Below are 17,434 nucleotides of genomic sequence, written 5' to 3' on the forward strand. Positions count from 1 at the left end.
GTGAAGAATGAAGAGTGAAAAGTTAATATGGAACTAACCACTAATAACTAACAAGTATAGGCGAATTGCCATTTGCCCCTACACAACCAACATTGATAACTAAAACAAAAGTATGCTCAAAAAACTACTTTTCTTTATAGCCTTATTCCTATCCATAGGAGTTCTAGCTCAGGATAGTATTCGTTTCAAATCTGTAAGACCCCAGCCTAAGAAAAAAGACAGTATTACACTTTCTTCGCAGGATTATAAGTATATTTCCATAACACGCGATACCATAGCGATAGATACTACCCTTACTCTTAAGGCAATGTATAAGCAAAATCCTGTAAGAAAGGATATGTTTGCCTATGTACCTTTCCAAAATATGGGGCAGACCTATACGACACTGGCGTATGATTTTAAGCATACAGCACTTTCCCCACGATTGGGAATGCGAGGAAATAGTTTTTATTTTTCATCAGCCGATGATGTCTTCTACTACAGAGTGCCCACGCCCATGACTGAATTCTCATTCAAGTCGGGACTCTCGCAAGGACAAATGTTACAGTCCTTTTTCTCGGCCAATCTATCGCCCGAATTTAACTTTTTTGTACGCTATAATGCGCTGCGTTCTTTAGGAGATTACAAGAATATCCTTTCCTCTATAGGAAATTTCTTTGCAGGCTTTTCCTATTTGTCAAAGAGTGGAAAGTACCTAGTGATGTCCCACTATGCCAATGAGGAGATAGATCGCCAAGAGAATGGGGGATTGCTATACCCTGACCAATTCCAAGGGGGAAATGACCAATTTCGCAATCGTGCACGCTTGGATATAGCCCTTTCGGATGTAACCTCTCAGCAGAACCTAAAGCGTTATTTCTTGCAACACCAGTATAATTTCCTAAGACCTTCTGAGGATGGTGATTCGGAGATACTTTTGAAGCATTTGTTTGAATATCAGACAGAAAACTATTATTATACCCAAAAAGCTCTAGCTGCAGATAACTTCTTTGGGGAGAGTTTTACCCTTAAGGATCTTCGAGACAAGCTCTCCCTTAGAGCACTGACCAATAAGCTGGGAGCAGAGCTTTCTCTACCTTATTTGGGCAAGACATTCGTATATGGAAAGTCTTATTTCTATAATTATTTTGCCAAAGGAATCTTCATAGATACATCGGGTAACTTTATACCTCACCAGATAAAGGGAACCGATTACGGATTGGGACTTCAATGGAAAAAGAATTATAAGGGATTCTATATCAATGCCGAAGGAGAACAAATGATTATTGGGAAAATATTAGGTACCAAGCTCCAAGGAGACTTGTCTTACAACTTTAATGAGCATAATAAGCTATTTGCAGGGATTAATATCACCTCTAAACTGCCTAACTTTAATTTTTTACTCTATCAGAGTGATTATAAGAATTATAATTGGTATCACTTTGATGACTTTTCTAAGGAAAACATTCAGACCATCTATGGGGGACTCCGCTCCCAGTGGGGAAACCTCTCATTGGATATTACTAATATCAATAACTACACTTATTTTGAACTTAAAACCAATATCAATGGAACAAAAAAACAACCCAAACCTCAGCAATACACAGGTAATATACAGTACCTGAAACTGGTAGGGGAGAAAGAGTTTCGCTTGGGCAACTGGGGCTTGGACAACACTCTGATGTATCAGCAAGTGCTACAACAAGGAGAGCACATTTTCAATGTCCCTACCTTCACTACCCGCAATACACTCTATTTCAGCTCCTACATGTTCAAAAAAGCCATGTATTTGCAGACAGGACTTACTTTCAAGTATTTTACTAACTATTATGCTAACGAGTATAATCCGCTATTGGCTGATTTCCAAGTACAGACCGATCAGAAGATAGGGAACTATTCAGTGACTGATTTCTTCCTCAATGCAAAGGTAAGAACTATGCGTATCTTCTTTACCGTGGAGCACCTTGAAGCCTTACTTGGTAATTACAACTATTACGCGGCTCCTGCTCAACCTTATCGCGATTGGAAAGTGCGCCTAGGTATTATATGGTATTTCTTCAAGTAGAAATATTTCTTAAAAAACTTATATACCCTAATATATCATCATTATCAATGTACATATTAACCCAAAATCTTTATTTTCCTCCAGTGGAGCAAGCCGACAAAACAGGAATACTTGCCATAGGAGGAGACCTCTCCATACCACGTCTTTTGCTGGCTTATAAGAGCGGGGTGTTTCCTTGGTATAACGAGGACGAACCTATACTCTGGTGGGCTCCCAAAAAGCGTATGGTAGTGGTACCTCAGCATTATACCATGCACAAGAGCATGCACAATATCTTCAATAGAAAAATATTTGACATAACCTTTAACAAAGACTTCTATCAGGTGATTACCACTTGCAAGAACATCTATCGCAGAGACCAACAAGGCACCTGGATTAGTGATGAAATAGTGGAAGCATATACCAAACTCCACGAAATGGGGCTAGCTCGCTCGGTGGAAGTATGGCAGAATAAGAAACTAGTAGGAGGACTCTATGGGGTGGATATAGGTAACGGCATCTTCTGTGGAGAGAGTATGTTCTCCAAGGTGTCCAACGCTAGCAAAGTGGCTTTCTATACACTCTTGCAAGATCTCAAGGAAAAGGACTATCTGCTACTGGATTGCCAAGTGTATAACGAACACTTGGAGAGCTTAGGGGCTTATGAAATCCTTCGCTCCGAATATATGAAATATCTTTTAGAAGGCAATATACGTCTTAGAATCAAGAAAATGAAAGCATCATAAAATGAAAGAAGACTTTTTACATTATCAAGCCCCAACCTCTCTCTACCCCTTGGGCTTAGAGGTGGCTCGTGCCGAGGGCTCTTATATCTATGATACCCAAGGAAAGGCTTATTTGGACTTGGTAGCGGGCGTATCGGCTTGTACCTTAGGCCATTGTCACCCCAAGGTGGTCAAGGCGATACAAGAGCAAGCAGCAAAGTATATGCACGTAATGGTCTATGGAGAGTATGCGCAATCACCAGCGGTGGACTATTGTAAGCGCTTGGCTGAAAATCTACCTGCACCTTTGGAAACGACTTATTTGGTCAATTCAGGTACCGAGGCTATTGAGGGGAGTATCAAGCTGGCTAAGCGTGCTACGGGACGCTCCCAAATTATCGCTGCCCGCAAGGCTTACCATGGCAATACTCAGGGATCGCTTAGTATCATGGACTACGAATTGCGCAAACAACCTTTTCGTCCGCTCCTACCCGATGTGGCTTGGATAGAGTTCAACAATGAAGCAGAACTTCAGAAGATTACCACGCGAACTGCAGGGGTCGTTTTGGAGACTATTCAAGGAGGTGCAGGCTTTATCACCCCTGAGAATGACTACTTGGCTAAGGTAAAACAACGCTGCCAAGAGGTAGGCGCTCTGCTTATCTTGGACGAGATACAACCAGGCTTTGGGCGTACAGGCAAGCTCTTTGGTTTTCAGAACTATAATGTAGTACCCGATATTATAGCCATTGGTAAAGGAATGGCCAGCGGACTGCCTTGTGGTGCTTTTGTGGCTTCTTATGACCTTATGCACCTTTTGGCCGACAAACCCAAGATGTCTCACATCACAACCTTTGGGGGAAATCCAGTAGTGGCAGCTGCCTCTTTGGCGACACTCAATGAGCTGCTTACCACTTCTCTTATGCAAGAAACTCTTGAGAAGGAACAACTTTTCCGCAAGCTCCTCAAGCATCCTAAGATAAAATCGGTTAATGGTAAGGGACTCATGCTAGCGGCTATTATGGAGAGTGAGGACTTGGCCAATCACATAATCCTTTATGCTCACCAAAGAGGGTATATCTTCTTTTGGCTGCTCTTTGAACTTAGAGCGGTGAGGATCTCTCCGCCACTGACCATTAGCAAGGAAGAGATTGAGAAGGCTTGCGCGATTATTTTAGAGGCTATAGATTGTTATAAACCATAGACTAATTGGAACCTAAGCGGCGGGAGATCGTGTTCTTCAGTACATTGTACTCCATTACTTCTTGGATAGCCCAAGAGGGATCTCCCTCTTCGGCCTCTAATTGGATAATTTCGGCTCGGAGTTCTTCTATCTTTTTGTCAATAAGTATCTTGCGAAGATTCAGGACAATTCCATTGATTGCATAGGAAAGGTCAGCTTCCTTAGGCTTTACCTCTACTCCTTTCTCTCTCCAGTTGTGTAGGCGGATTTCTTCCTCCTGAGCTTGAAAGGTAGCAATAATGGAAGCCATGGAGACAGGAAGCTCATTGATAATGGTAGAAATATCCTCAAGGCCATGTTGATATTTGTCTATAAAGAAAGTATATATTTCCTTGAACTCCGCCGTGGAAAGTTCTATCTCATCGGCTTGGAGTTCGAGGAATAGTTTTTCATATACCTTTGCCTTTTGGCTGATTTCCTGCACTTTTTCTTCTCCCGTTTCAGGATCGTAGTATAGGAATTTGTCCTCAAAGACACATTCTTTAGGCCCATAGAGAAGCAGGTATTTAATCAGATCCTTCTCCAAATAGGCGATGGGAGGCAGGCGCTCAGGCATTTTCACCGCAGCCATAGGTGTTTCCTTTTGCACTTTCTTTAGCTCTTGTTGTGCCTTTAAGAGCTGTTGCTGCTTCATTTGTGCCAGCGAAGCAAAGAGTACCTCCTCGGATATTTCCATGATTTTGGCGCATTCCCTGACGTAGATTTCTCTTTTGATAGGGTCGGAGATTTTGGAAATACTCTCTATCATGCTGCGAATGGTATCGGCACGCTTCATAGGGTCGTCTTGGGCTTCCTCAATGAGCAAAGAGGCCTTAAAGCGGATAAAATCTTGTGTATGTTCGTTGAAATAGGCCTGTATTTCTTCTAAAGAATTACTTTTGGCAAAGCTATCAGGGTCTTCTCCTTCGGGAAAGGTACAAATACGTACATTCATACCCTCGGCAAGAATCAGATCCACTCCACGAATAGCCGCTCTTAGCCCTGCCGCATCCCCATCATAGAGAATGGTAACATTGGGGGTAAGTCGGCGCATAAGGCGTATCTGCTCTTGAGTGAGGGCTGTTCCGCTGGAGGCTACCACATTCTTGATACCGCGCTGGTAGAGCTGTATCACATCGGTATAGCCTTCTACAAGGTAGCAATTGTCCTCCTTGGCGATAAAAGGTTTGGCCTGAAATATACCATATAGTATATTACTCTTATGATAGATGTCGCTCTCAGGAGAGTTCAGATATTTGGCTTCTTTTTGTTTTTCCTTGGAGAGTATACGTCCACCAAAGCCTAAGACCCGCCCACTCATGGAGAGAATGGGGAACATCACTCGTCCTTTGAAACGATCTATCTTACGACCTTTCTCAGTGGTAATAGTAAGCCCTGTTTTTTCTAAGTAAGTGATATTCATTCCCTTGGCTATGGCCTCATCGGTCAGCGCACTCCAGCTATCAAGGGAATAACCGAGCTGAAAAGTAGCAATAGTCTCATCGGTAAAGCCTCGTTCCCTGAAGTAAGTGAGTCCCAAGGCTTTGCCCTCTTCAGCGTTTAGAAGAATTTGCTGGAAATAATCACGAGCAAATTCGCTCACCAAGTACAATCCCTCCCGCTCATTGGCTTTGTTTTTCTCCTCCTCATTCTGTTGGGTTTCCTCCAGCTCTATATTGTATTTTTTTGCCAGATAGCGAATGGCCTCTACATAAGAGAAGTGCTCATGTTCCATAAGAAAAGCAATGGCATTGCCACCTTTTCCGCTACTGAAGTCCTTCCAGATTTGCTTGGCTGGAGATACGGAAAAGCTCGGCGTACGCTCATTGGTAAAGGGACTGAGTCCCTTGTAACCAGAGCCAGAACGCTTGAGTTGGATAAAGTCGCCTATGACTTCCTCCACCCGAATGGCATCATATACTTTGTCTATGCTTTCTTTAGTAATCACGTTCGCAAAGGGTTATATTTCGTATAATTCAATGGGGAAGCCGTCGGGGTCTTCCAAAAAAGTAAAGCGCTTGCCAGTGTATTCATCTTGGCGTATGGCCTCACAAGCCACCTTTTGGCTTTCTAAGTAGGTAATAGATGCCTCTAAGTCTCTCACCGCCAAGGCCAAATGCCTACCTCCACAAGCCTCTGGTCGGCTGATGCGCTTAGGAGGCGAAGGAAAGGAAAACAATTCCAAAACATATTCCCCGTTGAGACACAAGTCTAACTTAAAAGACTGTCTTTCTGCCCTATAATGTTCGGACTGTATGGTAAAAGGCAAAATTTCCGTATAAAAATGCTTTGACAGCTCGTAATCGCTACAAATAATTGCGATATGATGTATTTTTTCTATTTCCATTTTCAGTTGTCGCAGGTTAGTTGTCACTAGTCATTAGTCACTATAAAGTACTTCCTCTAAAAAAAGTGCGTGCCCAGGAACGGAATAGCCCGCTTGGGAACGATTTTTGCTCAGTAAGACTTGCTCGAAGCCCTCCAAGGTTATTTTCCCTGAGCCTACCTCCAAGAGCGTCCCTACAATGGCGCGTACCATATTGCGCAAGAAGCGATCAGCAGTGATTCTAAAGATGAGCAACGCCCCTTGCTGCCGCCAATAGGCCTCTGTCAGGTGACAGATATAGGTTCTCACATCGGTATTAACTTTTGAAAAACATTGAAAATCAGTATGTTTTAAAAGTATTTCGCAAGCCTTATTCATCAGGTCAAGGTCAAGGGGGTAATGTATGTAATAATGTTGCTCATACCCGAAGGGGTCTTTCTCCGTGCTGATGAAATACTGATAGGTACGAGAGCGTGCATCAAAACGGGCATGGGCATCCTCCTTGACTGGAAAGATGGCTCTGATAGCAATGGTTTTTGGGAGGAAGGAGTTGAGTTTGTTTACTAAATTCTCAGGCAGTGACGCTTCATGGTCAAAATGAGCATAATAGTCCCTGGCATGTACCCCAGTATCGGTACGGCCAGCCCCCACTATGGAGATTTCAGCACGTAATAGTAAGGACAAGGCTCGTTCTATCTCTTCCTGCACCGAGGGAGCCTTGGGCTGTCGCTGCCAACCATTGTAATCTTTTCCATTATAGGAGAGTCGTATAAAATAACGCACTATGTTTGTTTTCAGTTAGTTAAAAAAGTCCCTCTATGCTACCCTTTCCCTCACGAATCAGCTCAGGAACTCCTGTGGAAAGGTCTATGATAGTGGAGGCTACATTGTCTCCATAACCACCATCGATGACAATATCGACCTTGTCTTGCCATTTCTCAAAGATCAATTCGGGGTCTGTGGTGTATTCCACTACTTCGTCTTCGTCATAGATAGAGGAGGAGACAATCGGATTGCCTAATTTCTCTACCAGGGTACGAGCAATGTTGTTATCAGGCACACGAATTCCTACCGTCTTTTTCTTTTTGAACTCCTTAGGCAGGTTGTTATTCCCTGGCAGGATAAAGGTATAAGCCCCTGGCAGTGCCCGCTTAAGGAGCTTGAAGGTAGCGGTATCTATCTGTTTTACGTAGTCGGAAAGGTTGCTCAAATCGGCACAGACAAAGGAGAAGTTGGCTTTGTCCAACTTTACGCCCTTAAGGTGTGCAATACGTTCTAAGGCCTTGCTATGGGTGATGTCGCAACCCAACCCATAGACGGTATCGGTAGGATAGATAATCACCCCACCATCTCTGAGGCACTCCACTACCTTCTGTATTTCCCTCTCATTGGGATTCTCTGGATATATTTTGATGAATTTCGCCATTTCTTTCAAGATATTAAACTGTATGCGAATTGCCATTCGCCTCAACAAAGGACAAAATTACAACAAATAATTAAAACTATTCCGTGAGGAACGTTAAAATTTTTATTTATACATTATTGATTATCAGTATATTACTATTTAATTTATCAATCGTTAAGACATATTTTGGAAAAAAACAACAGCCATCTCAAGAAAAATAAATAAAAAGTCGTACTTTTGCCGAAATTTTCGTAAATGGTAACCATAGACCAACTCAAGGAACTTAGCCAGCGGGTAGAACGCTTAGAAAGGTATCTCCAGATTGACAAAAAGAAGATTGAAATTGCCAATGAAGAGGAGAAAACCTTAGCACCAGACTTTTGGGATAACCCAAAAGAGGCGCAGCTATTAGTTCAAAAGATCCAATCCCAAAAAAAATGGGTTATCGATTACGAAAAAGCAGTAGAAATGGTAGAAGAACTCCAAATTATGCTGGAGTTCTATAAGGAAGACGCTGTTTCAGCTCAGGAAGTGGAGGATTTCTATGCACAAGCACTGCATCATATAGAGAATATAGAGTTCCGCAACATGCTCTCCGACGAAGGTGATGCCCTGAGTGCAGTACTACAAATCACCGCAGGAGCAGGAGGTACCGAGAGTTGTGACTGGGCTTCTATGCTTATGCGTATGTATATAATGTGGGCGAACAAACAGGGCTTTTCTGTCAAGGAACTCAACTACCAGGAGGGTGATGTGGCAGGGGTAAAGACCGTGACCCTAGAGATAGATGGAGAATTTGCCTTTGGCTACCTCAAAGGCGAAAATGGGGTACACCGCTTGGTGCGTATCTCTCCCTTTGATAGCAATGCCAAGCGACATACCTCCTTTGCCTCGGTATATGTATATCCTTTGGCCGATGATACAATAGAAATAGAGATCAACCCTGCGGATATTTCCTTTGAGACCATGCGCTCCAGTGGGGCAGGAGGACAGAATGTCAATAAGGTAGAAACGGCCGTACGTCTTCGCCACCACCCTACAGGCATTATCATAGAGAACTCCGAGACCCGTAGCCAGTTGGACAACAAGAATAAGGCACTCCAATTGCTTAAATCGCAACTCTATGAGATAGAACTCAAAAAACGCCAAGCCAAGCGCGACGAGATAGAGGCTAACAAGATGAAGATAGAATGGGGTAGCCAAATTCGCAACTATGTGATGCACCCCTATAAGCTAGTTAAGGACGTTCGCTCAGGCTACGAAACTACGAATGTGGACGCAGTTATGAATGGTGAATTAGATGATTTCCTAAAAGCATACCTCATGCTCATGGGACAGCAAAACAATGATTAATTGTTAATGGTTAATTGTCAATGGCTAAAGGTCAATTGTCAATAATTAATAAATTAGTCGTTACAGAATGATGAGTACTATAGTAGCTCCTATCCACAGAGGAAAAGTCTTTTTTAGTTAGAAACGTGAGAGATTCCAAATACCGAGAGTTATTTATACAACTTGAGGTGTTTAGAAAATTAACAATTAACAATTGACAATTAACAATTAATAGAGATGGCAAAAAATTTAGTAATTGTAGAGTCTCCTGCCAAGGCAAAGACCATTGAAAAGTTTTTGGGCAGTGATTATAAGGTGATGTCTAGTTATGGGCATATAGCTGACCTCCCTGATAAGGAATTAGGGGTAGATGTACAGCATGGCTTTAAGCCTCAGTATATAGTCTCTGCCGATAAGCGAACTCTTGTGAAGAGCCTCAAGGAAGCCGTAAAAAAAGTGGATACTGTATGGTTGGCTTCCGATGAAGACCGTGAGGGAGAGGCCATAGCGTGGCACTTAGCCGAGGAACTCAAATTGCCACAGGAGAAAACCAAGCGTATTGTGTTTAACTCCATTACTAAATCTGCCATAGAACACGCCATAAAGAATCCACGTGGAATAGACTATAACTTAGTCAATGCCCAGCAAGCGCGACGTGTGCTTGACCGCCTAGTGGGGTATGAACTCTCTCCTGTATTGTGGAAGAAGATACGCAAAGGTCTCTCGGCTGGGCGCGTACAATCGGTATCGGTACGCCTAATTGTGGAGCGCGAACGTGAAATACAGGACTTTAAGAGCGAAGCCTCTTACAAGATTACCGCCGAGTTTCTCACTGCTGAGGGTAAACTTATCAAGACCCAAACCAATAAATCTTTCCCAACCCAAGAAGCAGCCAGCGCATTCCTACAGCAGAATATAGGAGCTACCTTCACTGTGGGTAGTTTGGAAACTAAACCCACCAAAAAATCTCCTGCACCTCCCTTTACCACCTCTACCCTTCAGCAGGAGGCTTCCCGCAAGCTCCATTTCTCCGTATCCAAGACTATGCAACTCGCTCAGCGATTGTATGAATCAGGGCTTATCACCTATATGCGTACCGATAGTGTAAACCTATCCCCAGAGGCACTCGCCGCTGCCCAGCAGGAGATCACCCATGCCTATGGAGCCAAATATAGCAAGACCCGACAATATACCTCCCACTCCAAGGGTGCTCAAGAAGCACACGAGGCCATTCGCCCTACCGATATGGCAGCTCATACGGTAAGAGCAGAAGCAGACCAAGTACGCCTATACGAACTTATCTGGAAGCGTACCATTGCTTCCCAAATGAGCGATGCACAACTGGAACGTACACAAGTAAAAGTCAATGCCAGTACCCACCCCGAACCATTCTTAGCCAGTGGCGAGGTGATCACCTTTGATGGCTTTCTTAAGGTCTATCTTGAAGGTCGGGATGACGAAGAGGAGGAAAACGAAGGTATGCTCCCAGCCATGAAGGTAGGGGAGATACTCACTAGCAAACATATTACAGCTACTCAGCGCTTTACTCGTCCTCCTTTCCGCTATACAGAAGCCTCCTTGGTTAAGAAGTTAGAAGAGCTCGGTATTGGTCGCCCTTCCACCTATGCCGCTACTATCTCCACTATACAGAACCGTGGTTATGTAGAGCGTAGTAATATAGAAGGAGAGAGCCGTCCTTACCTACAACTCTCCTTGGTCAAAGGAGAAATCAAAGAAAAGAAACTTTCTGAGAATGTAGGAGCTGATAAGGGCAAACTCATTCCTACTGATATAGGTATGATTGTCAATGACTTCCTTATCACCCACTTTGACAATATTGTAGATTACAATTTTACGGCTAAGGTAGAGGAGGAGTTTGACGACATAGCCACAGGCAAAGAAGATTGGTCAAAGATGGTAGGACGCTTTTACGATACTTTTCACCCTACTGTAACTGATGTAGAGCAAAATGCGGTACGAGAGACAGGCGAACGCCTTTTAGGTACCGACCCCGCCACAGGCAAGCCTGTAAGTGTGCGCTTAGGTCGCTATGGCGCTATGGTACAGATAGGCTCGGTAGAGGACGAGGAGAAACCCCGCTTTGCCAGCCTTTTGCCTCACCAGTCTATAGACACGATTACCTTTGAAGAAGCCATGAAGCTCTTTGAGCTCCCCCGCAAGTTAGGTGTATTCCAAGGTAAGGAAGTAGAAGCCAACATAGGGCGCTTTGGTCCTTATATCCGCTTTGGGGACAGTTTTATATCTTTGGATAAGTCCTTGGATGTCTTTTCTGTAACCTTTGAAGAGGCCAAGGAGGTCATAGCACAAAAGCAAAAAGCCGATGCCCCTATCTCGGTATATGATGGCAAGGAAGTAACCAAAGGGGTAGGTCGTTTTGGTCCTTTTATCAAGTGGGACAATATCTTTATCAGTGTCAGCAAGAAATACAACTTTGACAGCCTTTCTCAGCAAGATATAGCTGCTCTTATAGAGGAAAAACTCAAGAAAGAATCTGAGAAAGTAGTCAAGGAATGGCCAGAAGAAGGTATCCATATAGAGAAAGCCCGCTGGGGACGCTATCACCTTATCAAAGGAAAAACCAAAGTAGAGCTCAGCAAGGAAACGGATATAGAAGCCTTTACCTTAGCCGATGCCCAAGCTCTTTTAGCCCCCAAGGAAAAGCCTAAGAAGGCCACCGCTACCAAGAAAACGACCACCAAAAAAGCCCCTGCTAAGACAGCCACTAAGGGCGCAGCTAAAAAGACTGCTAAGAAATAGAAAATAGTTTTAAAAATTAACATATAAAAATATTCCTATTTCAGAAATTATTACTATCTTTGCCCAGTCAATAAGATAATAATAAGGCTAAGAATTATGAATACTTTAGGAACGCAACGCAACGCAACGCCAGCCCTTATCATGTCTTAGCTTAAGCAATTCGTATATAAAAATATTTGAGAAAAGCAAGCCTGCTTACGAAATTTTTTCGTGAGTAGGTTTGCTTTTTTTGTTTGTTAAATTAATCAAAACGGTCACAGTTTGTCTAGTACGCACTGTAATTTTGCCCTCAGAGATAAAACAGCTATCCGAAGAGTTGTGTTTATATAAGGCGTATCCCGAAAAGCCTGTAATAGAGTAGGGAAGAAGATTAAATTTTTTAAAAGATGAAAAAAATTGTAATAGCAATGGCTATGATAGGACTGCTTACTATCAGCAGTTGTGGAAAAGAAGACAATAATTCTTCTGACAAAGGGGGAAAAGAACAAACCATTCCTTCTAATTATTATGTAGTAAGTCCTGACGGAACTACTCTAATGAAATGGTTTAACACCGAGGTAACGAGTATTGATATGCAATCGGATAAGGTGTTGAGTAAGATTACTAAGATTACAGCTGAATTTGGTGACTGTGAAAAATTAACTTCTGTTGTTTTACCAAGTTCTTTGATTACTATTGGAGGAGGTGCATTTACAGGTTGCTCATCTCTTAGTTCTATCACTTTACCTAATTCTTTGACTACTATAGAAGAGGATGCATTTAATGAATGTTCTGCTCTTACTTCTATTGTTTTACCTAACTCTTTAACTACTATTGGAAATGAAGCATTTAGTAGAACAAAGCTTACTTCCCTTACAATTCCTAAAAATGTAACCAATATTGGTGAAGGTGTTTTCTATCTTGCTGACCTTTTGAAAACAATTATTTTTGAAGGAGAAGTACCTCCAACAATAAATAGGCGGCTATTTGATTCTCATTATATTGAGACTATCTATGTTCCTGCAGGTAGTATAGACCGTTATAAAAATGCAGAAGGGTTTAAAGAATATGCAGACAAAATAAAAGCAAAACTATAATCAATATATCTAAGGCGAAACCCGAAAAGCCTATAACAGAGTAGGGAATATTTTTATTTTTAAATTTTTAAAAAATGGCACAAGAAATTAATTTGGGGAAAGAATTACTAAGAATTTGCCCCACAGACAACAACAAAATTGAGTACTCCACTACTAATGGCAAAAGTTGGTACTCTCGTTACAAAGGTTCTTCTGCAGGAGACTTTTATGATTTAGCAGTTTTTGGTGATGAAATTTTTGCTGTTACTTCTAAAGGAATCTATACCTCTAAAACAGATGGGCGTAGTTGGTATTCTCGCTATATAGGTTCTTCCTATGGAGACTTTGAGACGATTCAGGTAAGTGGAACAGAGCTCGTAGCTTATACTTCTAAAGGTGTTTATGTGTCTAAAAATGAAGGTCGTAGTTGGACAAAAAGAAACTAATATTCAGAATGCCTATCAATAAGGAGGTAGGCATTCTTTTAAAAATCAAAAAACATGTCAAGAAAAATACTTATAGCCTTAGGAGCCTTATTGGTTATTTCACTTAGCCTCTTTGTGTTTAATCTTATCTATCAAAATGAGCTTCCTAAAATTGTAGAAAACATCAATAATTCAGCCATAGGAGCTATTTTTACAGCTATTATTACGGTCTTTCTTCTACAGGGACAAACTGCAACAGAAGAGGAACGAGATAAAAATCTATCAGTATTTGAAAAAAAGCAAGAAGTATTCCATAATTTCTTAGAAAAACTCAAAGAGATCGTACAAGATGGAAAGATTACTATTTCTATGCGAGATAATGCCCAAGAAGGGGAAAATATAGATGAACTAAAAGAACTTCTCTTTCAGCTCTCATATATTCAGATGCATACCCACGAGGATAATACAGATAAGATATTTAAGCATATTGCTAATATCATTCAACAAATGAATGATTTTGAGGCAGCAGGCAGTGACAAACAAAAATTAATGGCTGAGTTCTATGCTAATTTCTCAAAGGAATTATTTGGTATTATCACTGTACTAAAGAGTGATTTGTATAATATAAACTCTAAGCCTATTCCATCCGAAAATATTAAGAGCATATTGGAAAAATGTAATTTATTTGTTGAAGGAGGAGAAATGGACAAGTATGAAATGCAAAACTATTTTTGGAGAGAACTCCAAGAGGAATTCTTGGCCAAAGGATATCAATTTAAAAAGATTGATTTTGAGCAAGATGTGAACAAATATTACAAAGGGGGTAGAAGCAGACACAAATGGTTTGGGTTTACAATCCCTATTTATACCACTCAAAATAATGAAATAGTCAATTTTGATATTGAACTTGAGAATGATTACTATTATGGTTTTCATAAAGATAGAAATCCAAAAAGTGAGTTACTCCAAAAATGTATAAAAGAAGCCTATGCAGGTTTCAAGGAAAGTAACAGTTGGTATGGTTGGACTTATTCCACAAGATACAATTTAGATTTCTGGAATCTAAATAGCCCAAGTTTTGAATCATTGAAACACCCTCAGCGAAGAAAACTACTTATAGAAAATATAGCTCGTGAGATGGATACTTATATTCAGAACTTTATACGAGTAGCTAAAGAAAATAATTTGTAACAAACAGATGATAAGAGATATGGAAAATATAAAGTATGCTCCTACTCATTGTGAAAGTACAGGAAAAGCCCAAGGAGAATATCGTTATTATCTAGAACAAATAGGTGATAAAATGCTTTTCATCATAGGCCTTAATCCCAGTACTGCAAATGAAGATACTTGTGACCGAACTATGGGAAGAGTATTAAGTTTTGTACAAAATACAGGATATAATGGCTTTGTAATGCTAAATCTTTATCCTCAACGACAAACAGACAAGTATGCTCTCCCAAAGGAACAGGACGAAGCTATCCATCAAAAATCTTTACAATATATCAGAGAATTAGGAGAAAAATATCCCACAGCAGATATTCTTTTGGCTTTTGGTAATGGCATTACTTTAAGAAGTTATTTAAAGAAGAATTTAGGTGATATTATAGAAGTATTAGGAGAGAGAAAGTACTTACAAATAGGAACTCTTACCGCAAAAGGATATCCGAGACACCCCTTATATGCTGTAAATAATTGTTCTTTAGTATCTTGCAATATTGAGAAATTCAAAAAATAGATTCTATAAATAACCACCACCCCTACAAAGTACTAACGAATTTTGTATTATAGCCTTTGTAGGGGTGCTTTTATTATGAAAAGTGATACATTCAATTACCATAAATATCTTTTCTATTAAAGGGTTTTAGCTTTCCTTCAGCTATTAATTTTACGGTTATTTCCTATAATTCAGCTCCTAATTTTTCTAGTTCCTCTTTTCTCTTTCTTTCTTCCCTTGTTCTGTGTTCTTCCTCTTTTTGGACAGCAGATACTTTAGTAGTTTCATCCTTCTCTATGAAAATTTTTTCTATAACTACTTTTTTCTTGGGTCTGGTTAATACTGCTGGCATGATAGAACAATTTAAATAGTTTTTTTTCAATTGCAAATGCACAAAAATTATACCAAAATAAAAAATATAATAATGGATAAAATTTAATCTGTTGTGTATTAAAGGAGTTAGATTTCGGCAATAAAACAAATTTATTGCCAAAATCTAATATAATAAAACGATAGCCAGAAGCCCACAATGAAATGAATACATTCCTAAATTCTATTTCTATAAACAACTCAAAATTAAAAACTTATAACTCAAAACTCTTTTCAATGTAGGCTATGATTTTTCCTCTATCTGCTTTGTAGTCAAACCATTGCACGTCGGTAGATTTCTTAAACCAGGTGAGTTGGCGCTTGGCAAAGCGACGGGTGTTCATCTTGGCGTTTTCTATAGCTTCGGTAAGAGTAGCTTTACCGTCCCAGAAGTCAAAGAACTCTCGGCAACCTACCGTCTGTAAGGCGTTAAGATCACGATAGGGGAGCAGCTGCTCTATCTCTTGGAGCAGTCCTGAGCGAAGCATCACTTCCATACGTTGGTTGATACGCTCGTAGATCACCTCCCGATCGGCACTTAGGCCTATGGTAATAGGGGTAAAATCCCGCTGAGTGGTTTTCTGTTGTAAGTAATAGGAATAAGGCTGACCGCCACTAAGGCATACCTCCAAGGCGCGTATGATACGCTGGGGGTTTTGCAAATCTACTTTGTCATAATAGGCGGGGTCTAACGCCTTGAGTTGCTGTTGTAGGGCGGTGATACCATTTTCTTTGTGCAATTGGTTCAGCTGCTCACGTACGCCTTCTTTTACAGGAGGAAAATCGTCTAAGCCCTTGAGTATAGCATCGTTATAGAGGCCGCTGCCTCCTACCATTATGATAATAGGTTTTCTAAGGAAGAAATCGGATAGGAAAGCGGTTGCTTCTCGCTCAAAATCACCAACTGAATAGGTGTCAAAGATACTCTTGTGTTGGATAAAGTGATGAGGGGCAGCAGCCAATTCCTCTGAGGAAGGCACGGCGGTGCCTATACACATCTCTTTGTAGAACTGGCGGGAATCACAAGAGAGGATTTCTGTGTCAAAGTGTTGGGCTAAGGCTATGGCCAAAGCTGTTTTTCCTATGGCTGTTGTACCTACTATATTAATCAAGAAATTCATGGGGGTCTCTTTGGTAAGTCAAGTATTTTTTGTATTTTTGCAAAAGTATAATTTTTCTAGGACATATGTATCTAAAAAATGGATTTTTTGTCAAGAACCAATGGTTTTATATATTACCTATTGGATTATTTTTCTTGATCAATGTCAATGCTTTCTTTGCACCTGAAGTGGATCTTAAGCCGCTCATCGCGCAAATGGGGGAGCTACCTTTTTTTGTGATGAATGTAGGGATCTTTCTTATTTTCTTTTTGGGATTGTTCTTTATAGTCAAGTTTATACACCAGCAACCTATAGTCAAATTCACCACTGGGCGAAAAAGGATAGACTGGGGGCGTATATTCTTTAGTTTTTCCCTATGGGGAGGCTATTTGGTACTACAAACAGGGCTTAGCTACCTACTTTTCCCTGAGGATTATCAGTGGAACTTTCAGCCAGCGCCTTTTTTTACCTTGCTACTGCTCTCTCTGCTGTTTATTCCCTTTCAGGCAGGCTTTGAGGAATATTTTTTCAGAGGTTATTTCTTACAAGGAGTCTCTATTTTGTCTAAAAGGCGTTGGGTCCCCCTTGTGCTCAGTTCGTTGTTCTTTGGTTTGGTACATATAGCCAACCCAGAGGTTTCCCAAATGGGCTATGGCCTTTTGGTTTTCTATATCAGTTCAGGTCTTTTCTTAGGAATTATTACCCTTATGGACAATGGTTTGGAACTTGCTTTGGGTTTTCATATCGCCAATAACTTCTTTATCTCCATACTGACTACCTCCTCTTGGAGTGTATTCCAAACCCCCTCTTTGCTTAAGGAGGTAAGTACGCCTGAGGTTACACCGCTCTATGCAATTGACTTCTTTTTGCCTTTACTCATACTGCTCTTTATCTTTGCTAAGAAATACCGTTGGAACGATTGGAGGACAAGACTTTTCGGTAAGATTAACTAACGTG

16 protein-coding genes are annotated in these 17,434 nt (G+C 40.9%); 10 read left to right on the top strand and 6 right to left on the bottom strand.

Annotated features, from left to right (window positions below):
* The first annotated feature begins 112 nt into the window (after positions 1–112).
* From HMPREF9331_RS02030 to HMPREF9331_RS02040, 3 genes are read left to right on the top strand one after another with little or no spacing between them, the layout of a single operon-like run.
* Positions 113–2,044 (top strand): putative porin, encoded by a 1,932-nt coding sequence (locus HMPREF9331_RS02030; RefSeq protein WP_016419503.1) that lies wholly within the window; start codon positions 113–115, stop codon positions 2,042–2,044.
* Between the two features lie 47 nt (positions 2,045–2,091).
* The gene (gene aat / locus HMPREF9331_RS02035) at positions 2,092–2,769 is read left to right on the top strand and encodes a leucyl/phenylalanyl-tRNA--protein transferase (protein ID WP_016419504.1); all 678 of its coding nucleotides are present in this window, start codon (positions 2,092–2,094) and stop codon (positions 2,767–2,769) included.
* Position 2,770: 1 nt separating this feature from the next.
* Complete coding sequence (locus HMPREF9331_RS02040) at positions 2,771–3,952, top strand: aspartate aminotransferase family protein (protein ID WP_009641461.1); 1,182 nt, start codon at positions 2,771–2,773, stop codon at positions 3,950–3,952.
* Between the two features lies 1 nt (position 3,953).
* Here HMPREF9331_RS02040 and dnaG read toward each other — a convergent pair whose 3' ends face one another.
* The 4 genes from dnaG to HMPREF9331_RS02060 are packed head-to-tail and all read right to left on the bottom strand — an operon-like array spanning position 3,954 to position 7,722.
* Positions 3,954–5,918 carry a DNA primase gene (gene dnaG / locus HMPREF9331_RS02045; protein WP_016419505.1) on the bottom strand — a complete coding sequence of 655 codons (1,965 nt, stop codon included), beginning with the start codon at positions 5,916–5,918 and terminating at the stop codon, positions 3,954–3,956.
* 12 nt (positions 5,919–5,930) lie between these two features.
* Entirely contained in the window at positions 5,931–6,317 is a 387-nt protein-coding gene (gene gloA2 / locus HMPREF9331_RS02050; RefSeq protein WP_016419506.1) for an SMU1112c/YaeR family gloxylase I-like metalloprotein, read from the bottom strand.
* Positions 6,318–6,350: 33 nt separating this feature from the next.
* A complete protein-coding gene (truA, locus tag HMPREF9331_RS02055) occupies positions 6,351–7,079 on the bottom strand; it encodes a tRNA pseudouridine(38-40) synthase TruA (RefSeq protein ID WP_016419507.1) in 729 nt (242 codons plus the stop codon).
* A gap of 19 nt (positions 7,080–7,098) precedes the next feature.
* Positions 7,099–7,722, bottom strand: a complete 624-nt coding sequence (locus HMPREF9331_RS02060; RefSeq protein ID WP_009641362.1) for an L-threonylcarbamoyladenylate synthase — start codon at positions 7,720–7,722, stop codon at positions 7,099–7,101.
* A gap of 234 nt (positions 7,723–7,956) precedes the next feature.
* On the opposite strand from HMPREF9331_RS02060, the gene prfB reads away from it, so the two are divergent.
* From prfB to HMPREF9331_RS02090, 6 genes are all read left to right on the top strand, one after another.
* Entirely contained in the window at positions 7,957–9,054 is a 1,098-nt protein-coding gene (gene prfB / locus HMPREF9331_RS02065) for a peptide chain release factor 2 (protein ID WP_016419509.1), read from the top strand.
* Positions 9,055–9,270: 216 nt separating this feature from the next.
* Complete coding sequence (topA, locus tag HMPREF9331_RS02070) at positions 9,271–11,811, top strand: type I DNA topoisomerase (protein WP_016419510.1); 2,541 nt, start codon at positions 9,271–9,273, stop codon at positions 11,809–11,811.
* A 386-nt stretch (positions 11,812–12,197) separates the two neighbouring features.
* On the top strand, positions 12,198–12,887 hold the full coding sequence (locus tag HMPREF9331_RS02075; RefSeq protein WP_016419511.1) for a leucine-rich repeat domain-containing protein: 690 nt from the start codon (positions 12,198–12,200) through the stop codon (positions 12,885–12,887).
* A 74-nt stretch (positions 12,888–12,961) separates the two neighbouring features.
* Positions 12,962–13,312: a WD40/YVTN/BNR-like repeat-containing protein gene (locus tag HMPREF9331_RS02080; RefSeq protein WP_016419512.1), complete on the top strand. Its 351-nt coding sequence runs from the start codon at positions 12,962–12,964 to the stop codon at positions 13,310–13,312.
* Positions 13,313–13,366: 54 nt separating this feature from the next.
* Positions 13,367–14,482 carry a hypothetical protein gene (locus HMPREF9331_RS02085; protein ID WP_016419513.1) on the top strand — a complete coding sequence of 372 codons (1,116 nt, stop codon included), beginning with the start codon at positions 13,367–13,369 and terminating at the stop codon, positions 14,480–14,482.
* A gap of 7 nt (positions 14,483–14,489) precedes the next feature.
* Complete coding sequence (locus tag HMPREF9331_RS02090) at positions 14,490–15,029, top strand: DUF1643 domain-containing protein (RefSeq protein WP_081638599.1); 540 nt, start codon at positions 14,490–14,492, stop codon at positions 15,027–15,029.
* Between the two features lie 163 nt (positions 15,030–15,192).
* On the opposite strand, the gene HMPREF9331_RS12900 is transcribed toward HMPREF9331_RS02090, so the two are convergent.
* Both HMPREF9331_RS12900 and miaA read right to left on the bottom strand, forming a co-directional pair.
* Positions 15,193–15,360, bottom strand: a complete 168-nt coding sequence (locus HMPREF9331_RS12900; protein ID WP_155848670.1) for a hypothetical protein — start codon at positions 15,358–15,360, stop codon at positions 15,193–15,195.
* 232 nt (positions 15,361–15,592) lie between these two features.
* Entirely contained in the window at positions 15,593–16,498 is a 906-nt protein-coding gene (miaA, locus tag HMPREF9331_RS02095) for a tRNA (adenosine(37)-N6)-dimethylallyltransferase MiaA (RefSeq protein WP_016419516.1), read from the bottom strand.
* 65 nt (positions 16,499–16,563) lie between these two features.
* Here miaA and HMPREF9331_RS02100 point away from each other — a divergent pair, with 65 nt between their 5' ends.
* Positions 16,564–17,430 (top strand): CPBP family intramembrane glutamic endopeptidase, encoded by an 867-nt coding sequence (locus HMPREF9331_RS02100; RefSeq protein WP_016419517.1) that lies wholly within the window; start codon positions 16,564–16,566, stop codon positions 17,428–17,430.
* Positions 17,431–17,434 lie beyond the last annotated feature (4 nt).

This window comes from Capnocytophaga granulosa ATCC 51502 (genome assembly GCF_000411115.1).
Classification (GTDB): Bacteria; Bacteroidota; Bacteroidia; order Flavobacteriales; family Flavobacteriaceae; genus Capnocytophaga; species Capnocytophaga granulosa.

Coding starts and splice junctions, on each gene's coding strand:
- HMPREF9331_RS02085 (WP_016419513.1), top strand. CDS start 13,367: ATGTCAAGAAAAATACTTATAGCCTTAGGAGCCTTATTGGTTATTTCA.
- aat (WP_016419504.1), top strand. CDS start 2,092: ATGTACATATTAACCCAAAATCTTTATTTTCCTCCAGTGGAGCAAGCC.
- miaA (WP_016419516.1), bottom strand. CDS start 16,498: ATGAATTTCTTGATTAATATAGTAGGTACAACAGCCATAGGAAAAACA.
- HMPREF9331_RS02080 (WP_016419512.1), top strand. CDS start 12,962: ATGGCACAAGAAATTAATTTGGGGAAAGAATTACTAAGAATTTGCCCC.
- prfB (WP_016419509.1), top strand. CDS start 7,957: ATGGTAACCATAGACCAACTCAAGGAACTTAGCCAGCGGGTAGAACGC.
- HMPREF9331_RS02030 (WP_016419503.1), top strand. CDS start 113: ATGCTCAAAAAACTACTTTTCTTTATAGCCTTATTCCTATCCATAGGA.
- HMPREF9331_RS12900 (WP_155848670.1), bottom strand. CDS start 15,360: ATGCCAGCAGTATTAACCAGACCCAAGAAAAAAGTAGTTATAGAAAAA.
- topA (WP_016419510.1), top strand. CDS start 9,271: ATGGCAAAAAATTTAGTAATTGTAGAGTCTCCTGCCAAGGCAAAGACC.
- HMPREF9331_RS02075 (WP_016419511.1), top strand. CDS start 12,198: ATGAAAAAAATTGTAATAGCAATGGCTATGATAGGACTGCTTACTATC.
- HMPREF9331_RS02090 (WP_081638599.1), top strand. CDS start 14,490: ATGATAAGAGATATGGAAAATATAAAGTATGCTCCTACTCATTGTGAA.
- gloA2 (WP_016419506.1), bottom strand. CDS start 6,317: ATGGAAATAGAAAAAATACATCATATCGCAATTATTTGTAGCGATTAC.
- HMPREF9331_RS02100 (WP_016419517.1), top strand. CDS start 16,564: ATGTATCTAAAAAATGGATTTTTTGTCAAGAACCAATGGTTTTATATA.
- HMPREF9331_RS02060 (WP_009641362.1), bottom strand. CDS start 7,722: ATGGCGAAATTCATCAAAATATATCCAGAGAATCCCAATGAGAGGGAA.
- HMPREF9331_RS02040 (WP_009641461.1), top strand. CDS start 2,771: ATGAAAGAAGACTTTTTACATTATCAAGCCCCAACCTCTCTCTACCCC.